A 19258-nucleotide genomic window follows, 5' to 3' on the forward strand; every position below is an offset into this window, starting at 1 on the left:
ATACCGACCGGTTAGTCTGGCCCGCAGTGGAGCCGCAGCCGAAGGAGACCGATGGTGGAAGCCGTGCAGGACGTCGGAGTAGTTGTCACTGGAGCTGGGGGCGGGATCGGGGCCGCGCTTGCCCGGCGGTTTGCTGCCGCAGGAGCCCGAGTCGTCGTCAACGATCTGGATGCCGCCAAGGCCAAGGCCGTTGCCGATGAGATCGGGGGCATCGCGGTGCCGGGTGACGCCTCGGCCATTGTTGCCGACGCTCGGGACGCGCTCGGTGGCGCCGTCGACGTCTACTGCGCGAATGCCGGGCTTCCCTCGGGTGGGTCCGAGGCGGCTGGTGAGCAGGTCTGGGCGTTGGCCTGGGATGTGAATGTGATGGCGCACGTGCGGGCCGCTCAGGAGCTGACTCCGGGGTGGCTGGAGCGTGGGCGTGGGCGGTTCGTGTCCACCGTGTCCGCCGCGGGGCTGCTCACCATGATCGGGGCAGCGCCGTACAGCGTGACCAAGCACGGTGCGTACGCCTTCGCCGAGTGGCTGTCGTTGACGTATCGGCACCGGGGGATCAAGGTGCACGCGATCTGTCCGCAGGGGGTGCGGACGGACATGCTGGCCGGTACCGGGAGTGCGGGCGATCTGGTGCTGAAGCCGACCGCGATCGAGCCGGAGGATGTCGCGGACGCGCTGTTCAAGGGGATCGAGGAGGACCGGTTCCTGATCCTGCCGCACCCCGAGGTCGCCGGGTACTACCAGGCACGGGCCGCCGACCCGGACCGCTGGCTGACGAACATGAACCACCTCCAGCAGAAGTGGGAGGCGGCCGAGTGACCGGCTCTCGCTATGCCGACCGGCCCTGGCTGGGGCTGCTGAACGACGCCCAGCGTGCTCCCGTCGAACCCGTCGACTCCCTCGTGCACGCACTGCGCCGGGCCGTCGCCGAGACGCCGGACCGTACCTTCCTCGCCTACTTCGACGCCCGGCTGAGCTTCCGCGAGGTCGACGAGCTGAGCGACTCCGTCGCCGGGCATCTTGCCGCGCGGGGTCTGGAGCGTGGCGACCGGGTCGCCGTGCTGCTGCAGAACTCGCCGCACTTCGTGCTGGCGCTGCTCGGCGCCTGGAAGGCGGGCGCGGTCGTCGTGCCGGTCAACCCCATGTACAAGGCCGGGGAGGTCGGCCATGTGCTGCGGGACGGTGACGTGGCCGCGCTGATCTGCGCCGACCGGGCCTGGGAATCGTATCTGCGCGAGACGGCACAGGGCTCGCCGGTGCGGATCGTGCTCACCGCCAGTGAGTTGGACTTCCAAACTCGTGACGACGCGCGCGTGCTGTCCTTCGAGCGGCTGCCACAGGCCGCCGATGCCGATGATCTGACGGTCGTCGCCCGGCAGGGGAACAAGGCACCGGAGGGGCGTGACCCGGGCCCCTCCGACATCGCGCTGATCAGCTACACCTCGGGCACCAGCGGCGCCCCCAAGGGCGCCACCAACACGCACGGCAACATCATGTACAACGCCGAGCGGCAGCGGACCGGGCTCGGGCTGCCCGAGGAGCCCGTCTACTTCGCGCTGGCGCCGCTGTTCCACATCACCGGGATGGTCTGCCAGCTCGGCGCGTGTCTGAACAGTGCGGGCAGGCTGGTGCTGGCGTACCGCTTCGAGGCGGGGGTCGTGCTGGACGCGTTCGCCGAGCACCGGCCGCATTACACCGTCGGTCCGTCGACCGCCTTCATGGCGCTGGCCGCCCATCCGGACGTCACTCCGGACCACTTCTCCTCGTTCCGGATCATCTCCTCCGGCGGCGCTCCGCTGCCGCCCGCGCTGGTGGAGAAGTTCCGGGCGGGCTTCGGGCCGTACATCCGCAACGGGTACGGCCTCACGGAGTGCACCGCGCCCTGTGCCTCCGTGCCGCCGGGGCGGGAGGCGCCCGTCGACCCGGTGTCCGGGACGCTGGCCGTCGGGGTGCCGGGGCCCGACACGGTCGTACGGATCGTCGACGACCAGGGCACGGAGGTGCCGTTCGGGGAGCAGGGCGAGATCGTCGTACGGGGACCGCAGGTCGTCCCCGGTTACTGGCGGCGCCCCGACGCCACCGCCGAGACCTTCCCGGGCGGCGAGCTGCGCACCGGCGACATCGGGTTCATGGACGCCGAGGGGTGGCTGTACGTCGTCGACCGCAAGAAGGACATGATCAACGCGTCCGGCTTCAAGGTGTGGCCGCGTGAGGTCGAGGACGTGCTGTACACACATCCGGCGGTGCGTGAGGCGGCTGTCGTCGGAGTGCCGGACGGGTACCGCGGAGAGACCGTCAAGGCGTACATCAGCCTCCGTCCGGGCGCCGACACGGACCCCGGTGCGCTGGCCGCGTACTGCAAGGAGAGACTGGCCGCTTACAAATATCCGCGGCACGTGGAGATCCTGCCCGAGTTGCCCAAGACGGCGAGTGGGAAGATCCTCCGTCGGGAGCTTCGTTCCCGGCCGCACGACGGTCAGTGAAGAACAAGAGAACAGCAGAAAGCTCGGAAAGGCAGGTGGCGGCAGTGCCCAGGACGACGGACGGAGACGGTACGCCCGTCCCGCAGCGGCTGCTGGCCGCCGCCACCCGGCTCTTCGCGGAGCAGGGCTACGACCGCACCTCCGTGCAGGAGATCGTCGAGTCGGCCGGCGTCACCAAGGGGGCGCTCTACCACTACTTCGGCTCCAAGGACGACCTCCTGCACGAGGTGTACGCGCGCGTGCTGCGCGTCCAGCAGGAGCGGCTCGACGCGTTCGCGGGCGCCGACGAGCCGATCGAGAAGCGGGTGCGGGACGCGGCGGCAGACGTCGTGGTGACGACGATCGAGAACCTCGACGACGCGATGATCTTCTTCCGCTCGATGCACCATCTGAGCCCCGAGAAGAACAAGCAGGTACGCGCCGAGCGGCGCCTGTACCACGAACGTTTCCGCGCACTCATCGAGGAAGGGCAGGAGGCGGGGGTCTTCTCGAAGGCGACCCCTGCCGATCTGGTGGTGGACTACCACTTCGGGTCCGTCCACCACCTGTCGACCTGGTACCGCCCCGACGGCCCGATGAGCCCTCAGGAGGTCGCCGACCACCTGGCCGACCTGCTCCTGCGGGCTCTCAGACCCTGAGTCACACGTACTTCTTCAGCTCCCGTCGCGCCAGCGAACGCTGGTGCACCTCGTCCGGGCCGTCAGCGATCATCAACGTCCGTGCGCCCGCGTACAGTTCCGCGAGCGGGAAGTCCTGGCTGACACCGCCCGCGCCGTGCAGCTGGATGGCGCGGTCGATGATGTCGACGACCGCGCGGGGCGTGGCGATCTTGATGGACTGGATCTCGGTGTGGGCGCCCCGGTTGCCGACCGTGTCCATCATCCAGGCCGTCTTCAGGACCAGCAGGCGCAGCTGCTCGACCGTCACGCGCGCATCGGCGATCCAGTTGTGCACCACGCCCTGCTGCGCCAGCGCCTTGCCGAATGCCTCGCGCGCGACCGCCCGCCGGCACATCAGCTCGATCGCCCGCTCGGCCATGCCGATCAGCCGCATGCAGTGATGGATGCGGCCGGGGCCGAGGCGGGCCTGGGCGATGGCGAAGCCGCCGCCCTCCTCGCCGATCAGGTTCGACACCGGCACGCGCGCGTGGTCGAAGATCACCTCGGCGTGGCCGCCGTGGTAGTGGTCCTCGTAGCCGAAGACCTGCATGGCGCGCTCGACGGTGACGCCCGGGGTGTCGCGGGGGACCAGGATCATGGACTGCTGGCGGCGGATGTCGGCGCCGTCCGGGTCCGTCTTGCCCATCACGATGAAGATCTTGCAGTCCGGGTTCATCGCCCCGGAGATGTACCACTTGCGGCCCGTGATGACGTACTCGTCGCCGTCCCGCTCGATCAGCGTGGTGATGTTGGTGGCGTCCGAGGAGGCCACCTCCGGCTCGGTCATCGCGAACGCCGAGCGGATCTCACCGGCCAGCAGCGGCTCCAGCCACTGCTTCTTCTGCTGCTCGTCGGCGAACTGGGCGAGCACCTCCATGTTGCCGGTGTCCGGTGCGGCGCAGTTCAGCGCGGTGGGCGCCAACTGCGGGGAGCGGCCGGTGATTTCGGCGAGGGGGGCGTACTGGAGGTTGGTCAGGCCGGCGCCGTACTCGGAGTCGGGGAGGAAGAGGTTCCACAGGCCCTGCCTGCGGGCCTCGGCCTTCAGCTCCTCGACCACGGCCGGGGTGTCCCACGGGGAGGCCAGCCGCGCGCGCTGCTCCTCCGCTACGGACTCGGCCGGATAGACGTACTCGTCCATGAAGGCGAGCAGCTTGGCGCGCAGTTCCTCGGTGCGCGCGTCGAACGCGAAGTCCATGGCGGATCAGCCTTCCTGAAGGGTGGTGAGGCCGTGCTCGATGAAGACGGGGACCAGGTCGCCGATGCGGTCGAAGCCGGGGCCGACGGTCTGGCCCAGGGTGTAGCGGTAGTGGATGCCCTCGAGGATCACGGCGAGCTTGAACCAGGCGAACGCCGTGTACCAGGAGACCGCGGACACGTCGCGCCCCGACAGCTCGGCGTACCGCTCGATCAGTTCGGCCGGATCCGGGTGCCCCGCGGCCTCCGCGGTCGTGGAGACCGGGGAGTCGGGCGTGCCGAGCGGCGTGCTGTACATCACCAGCAGGCCCAGGTCGGTGAGCGGATCGCCGAGCGTCGACATCTCCCAGTCGAGAATCGCCTTGATCCGGTCGACACCCATTTTTGGCTCGTTCGCCTCCGGGGCGCTCTCTGCCGGTGTCGAGCCGGTAGTCGCCGTGCACGACGGTCGGCTCGGGGGAGTGGGGCAGGTCCCGGCCGAGGGCGGCGTGCAGCTCGTCGATTCCCGCCAGCTCACGGTTGCGGGAGGCGTCCAACTGCTTGCTCCAGCGGCGCAGTTGCCGGTCCAGGAAGCCCTCGGGGCGGCCGAAGTCCGCCAGGCCCACGGCGGACGGGTCCACCGCGTGCAGCTCGACGAGGGTGTCCACCAGGGACAGCACCGCGCCGCGGGTGCGCTCCGGTCCGAGCGGGGCGAGCTGGTCGGCCGTGCGGTACGGGGTGCCCTCGACGAACTCCATGACGTAGAACGGCGCTCCGAGCACCTGCTCGTCCTCGCACATCAGCACCGGGCGCGGCACCGGTACGTTCGTCGGGTGCAGCGCGCTGATCACCCGGTGCTCGCGCTTCATGTCGTGCGCGGTGGCCAGGACATGGCCCAGCGGAGGGCGCCGTACGACCCAGCGGGAGGTGCCGTCGGAGACCGCGTAGGTGAGGTTCGACCGTCCGCCCTCGATCAGCCGGCCGGTCAGGGGGCCGTGGACCAGACCGGGCCGCTCACTGTCGAGCAGCCCGCGCAGCCGGTCGAGATCGAGACCTGGCGGGTGATCGGCGCTCATCGTTGCTCCTTTGCCGACGCGAGAACGGGTCCCGACCATGATGCCGACCGGTCGGTATGCCGTCCAGTGCAGGAGACGAACGTGATCGGGGCCACCCTAGGCCGACAGCTCCCCGGGCGGTGCCGCGGGGAGCTGTCGGGTGGTGCTTCTCGGTCAGGCCGGTGGTCGGCTCAGTGGTCGTCCCAGTGGCCGTTGTGGGCGGCGTGCCGGTGGCCGTCGTGCAGGTAGTCGGTGTGGTCGCCGTGCTGCACACGCGGGTGTCCGCAGTCCTCGCCGTGCTGGTGGTCGTGGCCCTCGTGGGCGGTGTGGCCGGCGGGCTCGCACTCGTCCCAGTGACCGCTGTGCGCGCGGTGCAGATGCCCGTCGTGCGCGTAGTCGGTGTGGTCCCCGTGCGGTACTTCGGTGTGCCCGCAGCCCGGTCCGTGGGCGTGGGGGTGAGTGGCGTGTTCCTGGTGCAGGACGGTCATGCTGGTTCACCTTCGGATGCTCGGCTGGTACGTCCGATGACGTCGGACAGGTTGCCACGCGAACAGTGCATATCCGGTCATTCCGCCTTGCGTGGCGCCCGGGTGGCCCGGAGGGTCGGAACCGTGAAGGGCAACGGCCTCACACGCTACGGCGGGCCCGAGGCGCTCGCATTCGGGAAGCGTCTTGAGCGGTGCGTGCCCGAAGAGGCAGGCCCTAGAAGACCAGCGCCGCGCCGCACACCGCGAGCGCGACCGTGCACAGAACCGCCGCCGTGGCCAGCCGGGGAGTGAGGGCCGCGGGGGTGTGGGCCGCCGCGAGGGTGCGGATGCGCCGGTGGGCGACCAGCAGGAAACCCAGCCAGAGGGCCACGCACAGGGCGCAGACGAGGACACCGGTCGCCGTCGCGCCGCCGTGCAGCGCCGTCTTCACCGCGAGCACGGCGGCGGCGGTGCCCGAGAGTGTCGTACGCCGCCAGGCGAGCCGGGTGCGCTCGGGCTGCAGTCCGGGGTCCCTGGTCCGGCCTCCGGCCGGTTCGGCGGTCACCCTTCCCAGCCGACGAGTACGACGACGACCATCGCGAGGGCCACGATCGCGACGACGAGGCTCAGCACCGCCGGGAACCGTGACACCGGCAGATCCTCGCCCTTGCGCATGGCCCGCTCGCAGCGGATCCAGTGGTTGACCGCGCGCAGCGAGCACAGCACGCCCGCGGCGAGCAGCGCCAGCGCGAGGCCGACGCGCCAGCCCCACCGCAGGTCCGGCAGGAACTGGTCCACCGCGAAACCGCCGCCGATCAGCGCAAGTGCGGTCCGCAGCCAGGCCAGAAAGGTGCGCTCGTTCGCCAGCGAGAAGCGGTAGTCGGGGGTGGTGCCCTCGTCGCGGATCTCCTGTGGGGCGAACCACAGACGGACGTTCCGAGCGAAATCGATCACGCTCAGGACGATACCGGTCAGGAATTGCCTGACCTGTACGCCCTCAGCCGTTCATACGCCGCCAGCCCGTCCGGCACCCACTCCCACTCCGCCAGCCGTCGCTCCACCTCGGCCTCCGGCAGGAAGTCGTGCCACGCCACTTCCTCGATCTGCGGTTGTACGGGGAGGTCGCAGCGGACCTCGTACACCGCCGACCACCAGCTCTGGCCGGCGCCGTTGTCGTAGAGGAACTTGAACAGGAACTCGGGCCGCGGGAGACCCGAGACGCCGAGTTCCTCCTCGGCCTCGCGGAGGGCGGCGGTGTCGTAGGACTCGCCCGCGCCGACGACTCCGCCGACGAACATGTCGTAGAGGGAGGGGAAGACCAGCTTGGTCGGGGTGCGGCGGTGGACGAAGAGGCGGCCGGTGGCGTCGCGCGCCTGGATGAAGACGCAGCGGTGGCGCAGCCCGCGGGCGTAGGCCTCGCCACGCGGGGACCGGCCGATGACTTGGTCGTTCTCGTCGACGATGTCGAGGATTTCGTCAGCAGCGTTCATGCCGCCACTACATCAGCTGAGTCGGCTCGGCTGCAGATCCCGAGCGCGCTCCCGCACCGGCGCTCCGCACGGCATGGCGGGGTGCAGGCCCAGCAGGACGATTCCGACGACGATGGCCGCGAGGCCCGCCGCCTCCCACGCCAGCGCGCCCGCGTCGGTGCGCAGCTGGTCGCCGAGGAAGCCCACCCCGCAGGCGATCCCGGCCAGCGGCTGGGCGGCGGTCAGGGCGGGCAGGGACATCCGCAGGGACGCCGTCTCGAACGCGCTCTGCACCAGGACGAGGCCGGTGACGCCGAGCACCAGCACGGCGTACGGCTGCCAGCCCGTCATCAGCTCGACGAAGCCGCCCTCGGAGAAGCGCTGGCCGCTCACCCGGGTCAGGGCGTCCTGCACGCCGTACAGCAGTCCGGCCGCCACGGCGAGGAGCGCCGGGCCCGAGCTGAGCCGGGAGCGTTTCGCGTACGTCGTGAGCAGCAGCGCGGCTCCGACCATCGCGCCGATGATCAGCCAGTGGCGCATCGGGTCGGTGATCGCGGCGCCGCCGGTGGGCTGCCCCGCCATGATGAACGCGGTCACGCCGCCCGCGAGCAGGGCGAGCCCGGCCCAGCCCTGGCGGCCCAGCGGCTGCTTGGTCTGATGGCGGGACAGGGCCATCGCGAACAGCAGGTTCGTCGCGAGCAGCGGCTCCACCAGGGATATCTCGCCCTGGCCCAGCGCTACCGCGCCGAGCGCCATGCCGACCACCATGAGCCCGAGGCCGCCCAGCCAGCGCGGCACCTTCATCAGGTCCAGGAGCAGGCGGGGGGAGAGGAAGTCGTTCAGGGGTGCCCGCTGGGCCGCGTTCTGCTGGAGGACGAAGCCGAAGCCCAGGCAGCATGCGGCGCTCACGGCGAGAATCAGAACCTGAAGCGACACGCTGCGTACCTCGATCGTTCGGCCGGGCCGGGGGCTGCGTCCGGACGACTGTAGTGCCCCAGGGCCCGGTGTGCCCCTGGGAGCGCCCGGATCGGGCAGTGGACTCGGTCACGGCACCCCGTCGATCAAGGGCGGTCGCACGACCGTCGCGCCATGGTCCGATGGCCGGGCGAGCAGCGCTATGGCGTGCGCCACAGTCAAGAGGCGCGGTGTGGTGATCATGCGGTGGTCTCGCTGGGGCGATGAACCACAAGTGTCTCTCCTGTAACAGGAGTTGACGCGTGTAATGACTTCGTGGGCCTTGACGCGATGTGTTGGCTGGGGGTTTGCTGTGCGTGATCGCTTGATGGCAAACCGAGACCGACGACTGCGCGCGTCGCGTGAGGAAGTTCCCGCGGTGCCCCCACCTCCGCCACCCCTCGGCCGCGCCCGAAGACGCGCGGCCCAGGCCTTCGACCCTGCCCTCGACGACGCCGAACTCGCCGCCGCCCGCGCCGCGTTGGCCCAGGGGCGCTGGCAGGCGGCCCGCTCGCTGCTCGCGCACACCGGCGACGACTTCGACCGCCGCGGCCACCGCGTCACCGTTCTCGCCGAGGAGCCGTACAGCACGGCCTGGGCCCGGGACTGGCTGCTCGCCGAGCCCGACTCCGCCGACGCCTGCGTCCTGCTGGCCCTCTCGCTGGTCCGGCGCGCGCTGCGGGGCAAGGAGAAGCCGGTCCGGGCCCGTGAGGCCTGTCATGCCGCCGTCGCGCTCGCGCCCGCCGACCCCACGCCGTGGCTCGGCCTGCTGATGCTGGAGCGCCGCTTCGGCGCCGAGGAGGAGGCGATCCGGCTGTTCGGCGAGATCCGCGACCGGTACGCCGACCACCATCACGCGCATCATCTGATGGTCGCCCGGCTCGCCGAGCGCCGCGCCGGGACGGGCCCGGACCCGCTGCACGAGGTCTACGACTTCGCGGCCCACTGCGCCGAGCAGGCCCCCGCCGACTCGCCGCTCGCGATCCTCCCGGTCGTCGCGCACGCCGAGCGCTACCGCGCGCTGGCCGCCGCCGGCCAGGTGCCCGCCGACCCGGCCGGCTCGGGGCACTGGTCCGGGCGCCGGGCCCGACAGGTGATGAAGGCCGCCTTCGACTGGTGGCTGGAGTGGGAGCAGGAGGGGCATCCGCGCCGCCTGGTCGACCTGAACTTCCTCGCCCACGCCAAGGTCTGCGAAGGCCGCGGCGCCGAGGCCGCCGCCCTGTTCCACCGCATCGGCGAGCACGCCACCCCCGACCCGTGGTCGTACCCGGACCACGACCCGCACAGCGCGTTCCGAGCCGCACGCGCCACCGCACTCGGCACGGCATGACCGCCGTATCGCCCCATCCCTCGCCACACATGTCCCCACCAGGAAGGACGGCCCCGATGACGACGGGCAGTTCGCACACGAGCACCGCCGACGACTCAGGCATCAGCACCTTCAAGGGACAGGAACGTGCCCTGCGCGCCAACCGCCTCGGCACCGGCGGCCTGCTGCTCTCCGTCCTCGCCGCGACCGCCCCTCTCATGGTCGTTGCGGGTGTCATGCCCACCACATTCGCGGTGATGGGCATCGTCGGACAGCCGCTGCTCTTCGTCGTGCTCGGCGTGGTCCTCGTCCTCTTCGGCATCGGATACGCCGAGATGAGCCGCCACGTCCACAACGCGGGCGCCTTCTACGCCTATATCTCCCGCGGCCTCGGCGGCACCGCCGGAGCGGCCGCCGCCCTGGTCGCGCTCGTCGCCTACAACGCCCTCCAGGTCGGCATCTACGGCATCTTCGGCTTCGAGGTCTCCGGCCTGTTCGCCACCTACGCCGAGGTCGAGGTCGCCTGGTGGATACCGGCGCTGGCGGCCGTCGCCGTCGTCGGTGCGCTGGGCTGGCTGAAGATCGACGTCAACGCGCGCGTGCTGGGCGTGCTGCTGATCGTCGAGGTGGCCCTGGTCGTCGTCTTCGACATCGCGGCCGTGGCCGACCCGGCGGCTGAGGGGCTGTCCCTGCACGCCTTCAACCCGGACACGCTCAGCGGGGCCGGAGTCGGCACCGCCCTGTGCTTCTGCATCGCCGCCTTCCTCGGCTTCGAGCAGGCGCCGGTGTACGCCGAGGAGACCAGCCGCCCGCATGTCCTCGTCCCGCGCGTGATGTTCCTCGCCGTCGGGGGCGTCGCCGTCTTCCTCGCGTTCAGCAGCTGGGCCCTGACCGTCGCCGCCGGACCGTCCGCGATCGTCGGTGTGGCCCGTGAGCAGAGCGCCGGGCTGCTGTTCTTCCTGACCGAGGATCGGCTCGGCGGCACCTTCACCGACGTGCTGCACATCCTGTTCGTGACCGGCATGTTCGCGGCGATGCTCAGCTTCCACAACGTCGTCGCCCGGTACGCCTTCGCCATGGGCCGCGAGGGACTGCTGCCCGCCACCTTCGGCCGCACCAACGGCACCAGCGGCGCCCCCGGCACCGGATCGCTGCTCCAGACCGCCGTGGCCGCCGTGATCGTCATTGCCTTCGCCATCGCCGACGACAAGCCGACCGGTGATCCGACCGCGCCCGTCCTGCACCTGTTCACCTGGTTCGGCAACGTCGGCGCCCTCGGCGTGATCGTGCTGATGGCGCTGGCCTCCCTCTCGGTGGTCGTCTTCTTCGCCCGCCGCGGCGCCGCCGGCACCCAGGGCTGGCGGCTGGTCACCTCCATGCTGGCCGGGATCGCCCTGCTCGTGATCGCCGGCTACACCGTCAAGGACTTCGACGTCCTGGTCGGCACCGGCCCCGACTCGGCCCTGAGCCGGCTGCTCCCGGGAATCATCGCCGCCGCCCTCGTCATCGGCCTCGTCCAGGGCCTGCTCCTGCGCTCCCGCGCCCCCGCGACCCACGCCCGCATCGGCCTCGGCAACCAGGCCTTCCAGCTGGACAAGGCGGCGGAGGCAGACGCCGGGAACTGATTACGGAAACCTGACGAGCACCCGCGAACCCTGGTCCCGCAGGGCCCGCGGGTGCTCGAATGAACGGGTGAACCCCGAACAGCCCGAACGTCCGGAGCAGTCCGAACAACCCGAGGAACGCGGCAAGCCGATCGGCCGCCGTGTCCTCCTCGGCACCCTCGGCCTGGGCGCCCTCGGCGTGGTCGCCGCGCCCACCCTCCAACGCGGCCTGGAGTCCTTCCTCGGCAACGCGGCCGACAAGGACCCCACGGGACTGACCGGCCTGCTCCCGAACGGCGGCGGCTTCCGCTACTACTCGGTCGCGTCCTCCGTCCCCCACAAGAACGCCGGGAACTACCGGCTCACCGTCGACGGGCTGGTCGACCGCCCGAAGACCTACACCCTGGCCGACCTGCGGGCCCTGCCACAGACCCGGATGGTCAAGGACGTGCAGTGCGTCACCGGCTGGCGCGTCCCGGACACACCCTTCGAGGGAGTACGCCTGTCCCGGTTGCTGGACGCCGCGGGAGTGCGCCCCACGGCCGGGGCGGTGCGTTTCACCTGCTTCGACGGCACCTACACGGAGAGCCTCACCCTCGACCAGGCCCGCCGCGCGGACGTCCTGGTCGCCCTGCGCATGCAGGACAAGGACCTAGGCCACTCCCACGGCGGCCCGGTCCGCCTCTACGTCGCCCCCATGTACTTCTACAAGTCGGCCAAGTGGCTCTCCGGCATCACCCTCACCGACGAGGTGGAGCCCGGCTACTGGGAGGAACGCGGCTACGACATCGACGCCTGGGTCGGCCGCTCGAACGGACGCGACGATGAGCCTACGAGCTGAGGCGCCCCTCACCGCGCAGGTCCGCCGGTTCAGCCGGGCCGAACGGTGGGTGCACCGGCTGACCGCCGCGCTGATGGGTATCTGCGTGGTCACGGCGGCCGTTCTCTACCTGCCCGAACTCGCCGAACTCGTCGGCCGCCGCGAGCTGGTGGTCCGTATCCACGAATGGGCCGGACTCGCCCTGCCCGTCCCCGTGCTGGCCGGTCTCGCCTCCCGGGCCTTCCGCTCCGACCTGCGCTTCCTGAACCGCTTCGGCCCGCACGACCGGGTCTGGCTGCGCGCGGCCCTGCGCCGCGACAAGCGGGCGGCGGCCCGTCCGGCGGGCAAGTTCAACGCCGGGCAGAAGATCTACGCCGCCTGGATCGCCGGCGCGACGCTGGTGATGCTGGGCACGGGCCTGATCATGTGGTTCACCCACCTCACCCCCCTCATGTGGCGCACCAGCGCGACCTTCGTCCACGACTGGCTCGCCCTCACCATCGGCATCGTCCTGGCCGGCCACATCGGTATGGCACTGGCGGATCCGGAGTCCCGGCGCGGTCTGCGCACGGGGTCGGTGTCGCGGGAGTGGGCGGACCGGGAGCATCCGCTGTGGCGGCCGTGAACGCGGTCGCTCACGGGGATGGGGTCGCGGAGGACTCCACCGGCGACGGGCCGGCGGAACTCGTCGTACCGGGGGCGACGAGGGTGAAGGCGTCGTCCAGCGTCGCCGTCCCGCCGTACGCGACGCTCACGTCGGCGCTCCGCGGACAGGTGCCGGGCGGCGGAACGGGGACGACGACCTCGAAGGTCAACTGGTCGCGTGGCTCGATGCCGTGGTCCTGCTGCGGGGCGGGGAGCGCCGGTAGTCCGGCGACGGTCACCACCCCGGTCGTGCCGAGCAGTTCCCGTTTGTCGAAGTGGATGCCGCCGACCCGGACGGTGATCGTGTCACCCGGCTTGGCCTCGCCGTCCCCGCCGACGTCCACGGAGACGATCCGGAAGTCGCAGACGTCGTTGCCTTTGTCCGTGGACGGCGTCAAGGGCACGGCGGCGGACGGATGGTGGCGGTGGAATCGCAGCACTTCGCCGAGTACGGCGTAGGCGGCGCGTGCCTTGCAGCCGGTGAGCCTGCCCCGTAGCGCGGCGTAGTCCGCGGCCGCCGTGTCCCAGTCGCCGTTCTGGCCCTGAACGGCCTTGCAGGCCTCGGCGAGGGCCCGGACCACGCGCCAGTCGTCGTCCGGCGGTTCGGCCGGGATCAGCCCGGCGGTGACCCCGCACTTCTCGGGGTGCTCACCGAGCGCGTCGTAGACGCTCTCCGGGTCGGCGGTCCGGTCGGTGTCGGGCGACTTCGGCCCCCTGGGCAGCCAGCCGGGAGCCTCGACGCGTCCGCTCCCGCCGGTGGAGCCACCGCTCCCGCTGGAGGAGCCCTCACCACCGCCTGAACTGCTCGCCCCACCGGACCCGTTGGACCTCTCGGAACCGCCGGTCGTCCCACCGGTCGCGCCGACACCGCGGTCCCCACCATCGGGTCCCCACATCGGCGTGCTCCCGACAGGTCCGCCGGCACCGCTCGCCCCGTCGTCGCCGCTCGCGGCCCCACCCGAAACACTCGTGCCCCCACCACCGGAGCCGCTCGCGGCATCGTCCCCGTCCCCGCCGCACGCAGCGGCCGTCGCGATCGCCAGTGCTCCGGCGATCAGCAGACCGGATATGCGCGCCCCGAGTGATACCGCCATGCCGCCCCCGATGCCGTCGGCCCCCGGGCGTGACTGAATAAGCCCGCGCCCAGGAGGTCCCCCCATGATGGGACGCGCGCCCCTGTCCGGGAAGCGGCTTCACCCAGGCTGCGAAAGATGGGGCAAACCGGTACTCAAGAGACGAAGTCGAGCAAGCGCTCCGCGGGAAGTGCCGCGATGGGGCATCTTTCGTCCGCGGCACCGTTGTGGCTGGTCGCGCCCACGCGGCGGAGCCGCACATTGATACAGCCCCGCGCCCCTTCGGGGGCGCCTCAGTCGCCGAAGTCGAGCAGCACCTTGCACGACCGGCTCCGGTCGGCGGCGAGGGCGAAGGCCGACTCGGCCTCCCGCACCGGCACCACCGCACTCACCAGTCCGTCGAACGACGGCTCGGCCGCGAGCAGCGTCAGGGCCTCGTCGAACTCCGTGTCGAAGCGGAACGCCCCGCGCAGGTCGATCTCCCGGCTCACCACCAGGTTGCCCGCGAAGGGACTCTGACCCGGCGGCAGCATCCCGAGTTGTACGACGGTTCCGCCGCGCCGCACGAGCCGCAGACACGCGTCCAGGCCCGCGGCCACTCCGGACGCCTCGACTGCGGTGTCCACCTCGGACGGCCACCCGGGGTCGGACGGATCATCGGCCCGTACGACGGTGTCGGCGCCGGCGACCCGCGCGTACCGCAGCGCTTCCGGCAGCAGGTCCGTCACCGTGACGCGTCCAGCCCCGGCCGCCTTCGCCGCCGCGACCACCAGGCAGCCGATGGGCCCGGCACCGGTGACCAGGACATGCCTCCCGGCCACCGCTCCGGCCCGGCGCACGGCGTGCAGGGCCACGGACAACGGCTCGGCGAGCGCCGCCCGGCGCGGTTCCAGGCCGGCGGGGAGGGGCCGCACCTGCTCCGCGGGCACCGTGAAGCGGCCCGCGAATCCGCCCTGGACGTGCGGGAATCGGGCCGCGCTGCCGAGGTACCGCGTGTCCCGGCAGACGTTCCGCCGCCCGTCCGCGCACTCCGGGCAGACCCCGCAGGGCGTGGCCGGGTGCACCGCGACGGCCGTACCGGGCAAGGGACCCGAGGCGCCGGCGCCGTACGAGACGACCGTCCCGACCACCTCGTGCCCGAGCACCATCGGCTCCTTGAGGCGGAAGTCGCCGACCCCGCCGTGCCGCCAGTAGTGCAGGTCGGAGCCGCAGACCCCGCCGTAGCGGACGGCGACGAGAGCTTCGCCGGGGCCGGGGGAGGGGGCCTCCAGCTCGGCGACGCGCAGATCGCCCTGACCGTGGATCACACAACCCAGCATCAATGCCTCCCGGAAGTCACAGCACGCTGGTCATGCCGCCGTCGACGTACAGCACTTGCCCGCTGATGAAGTCCGCGGCGGGCGAGGCGAGGAACAGCACCCCGCCCACCAGGTCCTCCGTACGGCCCCAGCGGCCGGCCGGGGTGCGCCGCCGGACCCAGGCACTGAACTCCTCGTCCGCGACCAGGGGCCCGGTCAGCTCCGTCTCGATGTAGCCGGGGCCGAGGCCGTTGACCTGCACGCCGGAAGGGCCCCAGTCGGCGCACATGCCCTTGGTGAGCATCTTCAGGGCGCCCTTGGTGGCGGCGTAGGGCGCGATACCCGGCCGGGCCACCTCGCTCTGCAGCGAGCAGATGTTGATGATCTTGCCGTGGCCGCGTTCCGTCATCCGGCGCGCCGCCTCGCGGCCGACCAGGAACGCGCTGGTCAGATTGGTGTTCAGGATCCGGTGCCAGTCCGCGTCGGTGAACTCCAGGAGCGGTGCCCGCAGTTGCATGCCCGCGTTGTTGACCAGGATGTCGAGCGGGCCCACCCGCTCTTCGACATCCGCTGTGCCGGCCGCCACCGAGGGGCCGTCGGTGACGTCGAACACCGCGGTGTGGACGTCGCCGGGCAGTTCGGACGCGGCCTTGGCAAGGCGCTGTTCGTCCCGCCCGTTGAGGACGACCGTGCAGCCTGCCTCCAGCAGTCCGCGGGCGAGCGCGAGGCCGATGCCGCGGCTGGAGCCGGTGACCAGGGCCGTGCGGCCGGTGATGTCGAAGAGGGGGTGAGCCGTCATCGTCGTACGCCTCCTACGTCGCCAAGTCCCTAAATCACCAAGGACAACAGCAGGACGATGCCGCCCGCGACCACCGAGATGATCGTCTCCATGACGGACCAGGTCTTGATGGTCTGGCCGACGTTCAGGCCGAAGTACTCCTTCACCAGCCAGAATCCGGCGTCGTTGACATGGCTGAAGAAGAGCGAGCCGGCGCCGATGGCGAGGACCAGCAGGGCGGTCTCCGTGGTGGACATGCCGGCCGCGAGCGGGGCGACCAGACCGGCCGCCGAGACCGTCGCCACCGTCGCCGAACCGGTCGCGAGCCGGATCGCCACCGCGATCAGCCAGGCCAGCAGCAGGGCCGGTATCGACCAGTCCTCGGAGATCTCCAGGATCATCTGGCCCACGCCGGAGTCGATCAGCGTCTGCTTGAAACCGCCGCCCGCGCCGACGATCAGCAGGATGCCCGCGATGGGTGCGAGGCCCTTCTCGACCAGCCCGGAGACCCGCTCCTTGGCGAAGCCCGCGGGCCGCAGCAGCGTGAAGATGCCCAGGAGGACGGAGGCGAGCAGGGCGATCAGCGGGGAGCCGATGACGTCGAAGACGCGCTGCGTGGTGTTCTCGGGGTCGTCGATGACGATGTCGACGAGCGCCTTGGACAGCATCAGGACGACCGGTAGCAGGATGGTGGTGAGGGTGGCGCCGAACCCGGGGCGCTTCTCCAGTTCCTCCGAGGCGCGCTGCGGGATCATCTTGTCGGGAGCGGGGACGTCGACCCAACGGGCCGCGTACCGCGAGAAGAGCGGACCGGCGATGATCACCGTCGGGATGGCGACCAGCACACCGAGCGCCAGCGTGACACCCAGGTTGGCCTTGACCGCGTCGATCGCGACCAGCGGGCCGGGGTGCGGCGGAACCAGACCGTGCATCACGGACAGGCCCGCGAGCGCCGGGATGCCGATGCGCATCAGGGAGTAGTTGCCGCGCTTGGCGACCATCAGCACGACCGGGATCAGCAGCACCACGCCGACCTCGAAGAACAGCGGCAGACCGATCACCGAGGCGATCAGCACCATCGCCCACGGCATCGAACGGCCGCTCGCCCTGGCGAGGATCGTGTCGACGATCTCGTCCGCGCCGCCGGAGTCGGCGAGCATCTTGCCGAGGATCGCGCCCAGCGCGATCAGCACACCCACGCCCGCGACCGTGGTCCCGAGTCCGGTGGTGAAGCTGGTGATCGCCTTGTCCAGCGGCGCCCCGGCGAACGCGCCGAGCGCCAGCGACCCGATGGTCAGCGACAGAAAGGCGTGCAGCTTGAACTTGGTGATGAGCAGGACGATGACGGCGATGCCCGCCAGGACGGCTATGCCCAGCTGAGCGTGGCCGGCCGAGGTGATGGGCTCGACGGTGTCCGCTGCCAGCAGCTCGGCGTTGAGTCTGGTCACGGGGGTTCCCTTGCAGGTACGGGGGATGGGGGGAGGGCGTGGGGGGTTGCCCGGATCACCGGGAAAATGGGGGTTACTGAGTCGGCTCGGGGAGAGCCGTGAGAGCGGTCATGGCCCGCTGGGTGATGTCCTCGGGGCTGCCGGAGACGTCCACCGCGACGCCCGCCTCGTCCGGCTCCAGTGGCTGGAGCGTGGCGAACTGGGAGTCGAGGAGCGCCGTCGGCATGAAGTGCCCCTGGCGGTGTGCCATGCGGTCCTCGATGAGGGCACGGTCGCCGGTGAGGTGCACGAAGACGACGCCGGGGGCCGCGGCCCGCAGCCGGTCGCGATACGACCGTTTCAGCGCGGAGCAGCTGACCACCCCGCCCAGCCCCGCCCGCCCGTGCGCCCAGGAGCCGATGGCGTCCAGCCAGGGCCACCGGTCCTCGTCGGTGAGCGGGGTGCCGGCCGACATCTTGGCGATGTTGGCCGGCGGATGGAAGTCGTCGCCCTCGGCGTACGGGACGCCGAGCCGGGCGGCGAGCAGGGGACCGATGGTGGTCTTGCCGGTGCCCGCGACGCCCATGACCACGACGACATGGGGGGTACTCATCGCTGCCTCACTGTCTGCAATGTCTTCGTCGACACGTGCCTCAAAAAATCTGAGTGAACTGAAACCCATTAGGTACGACGAATTCAAGAGTCTGTGACAAATAAGTCTGACTTTTTGGTTCCGTGACCTTCCCCGTACGCTGAGTGCATGAGCACACCGGGCCGGGGGCTGCACGGCCATGTACTGGAATGCCTCGGCCCCGCGATCACCGCGGGCGAGTACCCGCCGGGCAGCGTCCTGCGCACGGACGAACTGGCCCAGCGGTTCGACGTGTCACGCTCGGTGATGCGCGAGGCGGTCCGTGTGCTCGAATCCATGCACCTGGTCGAGTCCCGCCGCCGCGTGGGCGTCACGGTCCGGCCCAAGGCCGAGTGGAATGTGTACGACCCTCAGGTCATCCGCTGGCGGCTGGCCGGCGCCGACCGCCCCCAGCAACTGCGCTCCCTCACCGTGCTGCGCTCCGCGATCGAGCCGGTCGCCGCGGGCCTCGCCGCCAAGCACGCCACCGCCGAGCAGTGCGCCGAACTCACCGAGTGCGCCCTCGGCATGGTCGCCCACTCCAAGGGGCACCAGCTGGAGGGCTACCTCCTCCATGACGTCGCGTTCCACCGGGTGATCCTCAACGCCTCCGGCAACGAGATGTTCGCCCGCCTCGGGGACGTCGTCGCCGAGGTTCTCGCGGGCCGCACCCATCACGACGTCATGTTCGAGGACCCCGACCCGGCCGCCGTCACCCTGCACGTCCAGGTCGCCGAGGCGGTCCGCGCGGGCGACGCGGCCCGCGCCGAGCACCTGACAAGGGAAATCACCGAGGGCGCCCTCCAGGAACTGGACATCCTCGCCCCCTAGTCGGCCAGGAACTCCCCGTCGACGTACACCCACGCCCCGTCGACCCGCTCGAACCGGCTGCGCTCGTGCAGTGAGCCGCCCCGGTACGAGGCGCGGAAGGTGACCGTCCCGGTGGAGTGGAACGCCGACCCTTCACCCGTGCCGAGGATCTCCAGCCCCGTCCACTTCATCCCGGGATCGAACTCGACCCGCGCGGGCCGGGTGCGCGGATGCCAGGTGCGCAGCAGATACGCCTCGTCCTGTTTCGTAAAAGCGCTGTAACGCGAGCGCATCAGTGCCTCGGCGGTCGGTGCCGTCGCGTCACCCTGATGAAACCGGCCACAGCACTTCTCGTACGTCTCCGCAAGACCGCACGGGCAGGAACGTGTGTGCGCGGCGGTGGAAGCGCGTTCTGGCCGGTGAGCCGCGTTGCGTCGGGACATGCCCCCATTCTGCGGCAACACCGGGTGTGGAGGGACTGTGGAGCATCCGTTCCGACACGCGCACATCGTGTGCGAGTCACGTTCGGCACCCTTCATGGAACCTTCTCCAGGGCTGGCGTGAACACGCCTTGTATGCCAACTGCTCACTCACCAAGGTGGGTTG

Annotated in this window: 20 protein-coding genes and 1 pseudogene; 8 read left to right on the forward strand and 13 right to left on the reverse strand. The window is 70.9% G+C overall.

Features of this window, described 5'->3' with window-relative positions:
• Positions 1–51 precede the first annotated feature (51 nt).
• The 3 genes from ACTWQO_RS26490 to ACTWQO_RS26500 are packed head-to-tail and all read left to right on the forward strand — an operon-like array spanning position 52 to position 3118.
• Positions 52–816, forward strand: a complete 765-nt coding sequence (locus ACTWQO_RS26490; RefSeq protein WP_443239866.1) for an SDR family oxidoreductase — start codon at positions 52–54, stop codon at positions 814–816.
• Positions 813–2480 carry a class I adenylate-forming enzyme family protein gene (locus ACTWQO_RS26495; protein ID WP_443239867.1) on the forward strand — a complete coding sequence of 556 codons (1668 nt, stop codon included), beginning with the start codon at positions 813–815 and terminating at the stop codon, positions 2478–2480. Before ACTWQO_RS26490 ends, ACTWQO_RS26495 begins: the two co-directional genes overlap by 4 nt.
• Before the next feature lie 44 nt (positions 2481–2524).
• Complete coding sequence (locus ACTWQO_RS26500; RefSeq protein WP_328367542.1) at positions 2525–3118, forward strand: TetR/AcrR family transcriptional regulator; 594 nt, start codon at positions 2525–2527, stop codon at positions 3116–3118.
• A gap of 1 nt (position 3119) precedes the next feature.
• Here the strand turns inward: ACTWQO_RS26500 and ACTWQO_RS26505 are convergent, their stop codons facing one another.
• The 7 genes and pseudogenes from ACTWQO_RS26505 to ACTWQO_RS26535 form a co-directional block, all read right to left on the reverse strand.
• Positions 3120–4334: an acyl-CoA dehydrogenase gene (locus ACTWQO_RS26505; protein ID WP_443239868.1), complete on the reverse strand. Its 1215-nt coding sequence runs from the start codon at positions 4332–4334 to the stop codon at positions 3120–3122.
• Between the two features lie 6 nt (positions 4335–4340).
• Positions 4341–5388, reverse strand: a pseudogene (locus ACTWQO_RS26510) (phosphotransferase family protein).
• A 170-nt stretch (positions 5389–5558) separates the two neighbouring features.
• Positions 5559–5855: a hypothetical protein gene (locus ACTWQO_RS26515; protein WP_443239869.1), complete on the reverse strand. Its 297-nt coding sequence runs from the start codon at positions 5853–5855 to the stop codon at positions 5559–5561.
• Between the two features lie 214 nt (positions 5856–6069).
• Positions 6070–6399 (reverse strand): DUF202 domain-containing protein, encoded by a 330-nt coding sequence (locus ACTWQO_RS26520; RefSeq protein WP_443239870.1) that lies wholly within the window; start codon positions 6397–6399, stop codon positions 6070–6072.
• On the reverse strand, positions 6396–6788 hold the full coding sequence (locus tag ACTWQO_RS26525; protein WP_362951937.1) for a YidH family protein: 393 nt from the start codon (positions 6786–6788) through the stop codon (positions 6396–6398). Before ACTWQO_RS26525 ends, ACTWQO_RS26520 begins: the two co-directional genes overlap by 4 nt.
• 17 nt (positions 6789–6805) lie before the next feature.
• On the reverse strand, positions 6806–7324 hold the full coding sequence (locus ACTWQO_RS26530) for an NUDIX hydrolase (RefSeq protein ID WP_443239871.1): 519 nt from the start codon (positions 7322–7324) through the stop codon (positions 6806–6808).
• Positions 7325–7336: 12 nt separating this feature from the next.
• Positions 7337–8239 carry a DMT family transporter gene (locus ACTWQO_RS26535; protein ID WP_443239872.1) on the reverse strand — a complete coding sequence of 301 codons (903 nt, stop codon included), beginning with the start codon at positions 8237–8239 and terminating at the stop codon, positions 7337–7339.
• 397 nt (positions 8240–8636) lie between these two features.
• On the opposite strand from ACTWQO_RS26535, the gene ACTWQO_RS26540 reads away from it, so the two are divergent.
• The 4 genes from ACTWQO_RS26540 (at position 8637) to ACTWQO_RS26555 (ending at position 12615) form a co-directional block, all read left to right on the forward strand.
• Complete coding sequence (locus ACTWQO_RS26540; protein WP_443239873.1) at positions 8637–9587, forward strand: hypothetical protein; 951 nt, start codon at positions 8637–8639, stop codon at positions 9585–9587.
• 56 nt (positions 9588–9643) lie between these two features.
• Positions 9644–11191, forward strand: coding sequence for an APC family permease (locus ACTWQO_RS26545; protein WP_443239874.1), 1548 nt, complete (start codon positions 9644–9646; stop codon positions 11189–11191).
• A 67-nt stretch (positions 11192–11258) separates the two neighbouring features.
• Positions 11259–12011, forward strand: a complete 753-nt coding sequence (locus ACTWQO_RS26550) for a molybdopterin-dependent oxidoreductase (protein ID WP_443239875.1) — start codon at positions 11259–11261, stop codon at positions 12009–12011.
• Entirely contained in the window at positions 11995–12615 is a 621-nt protein-coding gene (locus ACTWQO_RS26555; RefSeq protein ID WP_443239876.1) for a cytochrome b/b6 domain-containing protein, read from the forward strand. Before ACTWQO_RS26550 ends, ACTWQO_RS26555 begins: the two co-directional genes overlap by 17 nt.
• A 10-nt stretch (positions 12616–12625) precedes the next feature.
• On the opposite strand, the gene ACTWQO_RS26560 is transcribed toward ACTWQO_RS26555, so the two are convergent.
• From ACTWQO_RS26560 to ACTWQO_RS26580, 5 genes are all read right to left on the reverse strand, one after another.
• On the reverse strand, positions 12626–13729 hold the full coding sequence (locus ACTWQO_RS26560) for a hypothetical protein (protein WP_443239877.1): 1104 nt from the start codon (positions 13727–13729) through the stop codon (positions 12626–12628).
• A 272-nt stretch (positions 13730–14001) separates the two neighbouring features.
• A complete protein-coding gene (locus ACTWQO_RS26565) occupies positions 14002–15027 on the reverse strand; it encodes an L-idonate 5-dehydrogenase (protein WP_443239878.1) in 1026 nt (341 codons plus the stop codon).
• A gap of 16 nt (positions 15028–15043) precedes the next feature.
• Complete coding sequence (locus tag ACTWQO_RS26570; RefSeq protein ID WP_443239879.1) at positions 15044–15805, reverse strand: SDR family oxidoreductase; 762 nt, start codon at positions 15803–15805, stop codon at positions 15044–15046.
• A 29-nt stretch (positions 15806–15834) separates the two neighbouring features.
• On the reverse strand, positions 15835–17232 hold the full coding sequence (locus ACTWQO_RS26575) for a GntP family permease (RefSeq protein WP_443239880.1): 1398 nt from the start codon (positions 17230–17232) through the stop codon (positions 15835–15837).
• A gap of 73 nt (positions 17233–17305) precedes the next feature.
• Positions 17306–17824: a gluconokinase gene (locus ACTWQO_RS26580; protein ID WP_443239881.1), complete on the reverse strand. Its 519-nt coding sequence runs from the start codon at positions 17822–17824 to the stop codon at positions 17306–17308.
• 147 nt (positions 17825–17971) lie between these two features.
• Here ACTWQO_RS26580 and ACTWQO_RS26585 point away from each other — a divergent pair, with 147 nt between their 5' ends.
• The gene (locus tag ACTWQO_RS26585; protein WP_443239882.1) at positions 17972–18673 is read left to right on the forward strand and encodes a FadR/GntR family transcriptional regulator; all 702 of its coding nucleotides are present in this window, start codon (positions 17972–17974) and stop codon (positions 18671–18673) included.
• On the opposite strand, the gene ACTWQO_RS26590 is transcribed toward ACTWQO_RS26585, so the two are convergent.
• Positions 18670–19095, reverse strand: coding sequence for a YchJ family protein (locus tag ACTWQO_RS26590; RefSeq protein ID WP_443239883.1), 426 nt, complete (start codon positions 19093–19095; stop codon positions 18670–18672). The genes ACTWQO_RS26585 and ACTWQO_RS26590 overlap by 4 nt on opposite strands.
• Positions 19096–19258: the final 163 nt, after the last annotated feature.

Origin of the sequence: Streptomyces sp. 4N124 (assembly GCF_052245395.1) — a bacterium.
Classification (GTDB): Bacteria; Actinomycetota; Actinomycetes; order Streptomycetales; family Streptomycetaceae; genus Streptomyces.

Coding starts and splice junctions, on each gene's coding strand:
- ACTWQO_RS26490 (WP_443239866.1), top strand. CDS start 52: ATGGTGGAAGCCGTGCAGGACGTCGGAGTAGTTGTCACTGGAGCTGGG.
- ACTWQO_RS26505 (WP_443239868.1), bottom strand. CDS start 4,334: ATGGACTTCGCGTTCGACGCGCGCACCGAGGAACTGCGCGCCAAGCTG.
- ACTWQO_RS26515 (WP_443239869.1), bottom strand. CDS start 5,855: ATGACCGTCCTGCACCAGGAACACGCCACTCACCCCCACGCCCACGGA.
- ACTWQO_RS26530 (WP_443239871.1), bottom strand. CDS start 7,324: ATGAACGCTGCTGACGAAATCCTCGACATCGTCGACGAGAACGACCAA.
- ACTWQO_RS26545 (WP_443239874.1), top strand. CDS start 9,644: ATGACGACGGGCAGTTCGCACACGAGCACCGCCGACGACTCAGGCATC.
- ACTWQO_RS26555 (WP_443239876.1), top strand. CDS start 11,995: ATGAGCCTACGAGCTGAGGCGCCCCTCACCGCGCAGGTCCGCCGGTTC.
- ACTWQO_RS26560 (WP_443239877.1), bottom strand. CDS start 13,729: ATGGCGGTATCACTCGGGGCGCGCATATCCGGTCTGCTGATCGCCGGA.
- ACTWQO_RS26565 (WP_443239878.1), bottom strand. CDS start 15,027: ATGCTGGGTTGTGTGATCCACGGTCAGGGCGATCTGCGCGTCGCCGAG.
- ACTWQO_RS26570 (WP_443239879.1), bottom strand. CDS start 15,805: ATGACGGCTCACCCCCTCTTCGACATCACCGGCCGCACGGCCCTGGTC.
- ACTWQO_RS26580 (WP_443239881.1), bottom strand. CDS start 17,824: ATGAGTACCCCCCATGTCGTCGTGGTCATGGGCGTCGCGGGCACCGGC.
- ACTWQO_RS26585 (WP_443239882.1), top strand. CDS start 17,972: ATGAGCACACCGGGCCGGGGGCTGCACGGCCATGTACTGGAATGCCTC.
- ACTWQO_RS26590 (WP_443239883.1), bottom strand. CDS start 19,095: ATGTCCCGACGCAACGCGGCTCACCGGCCAGAACGCGCTTCCACCGCC.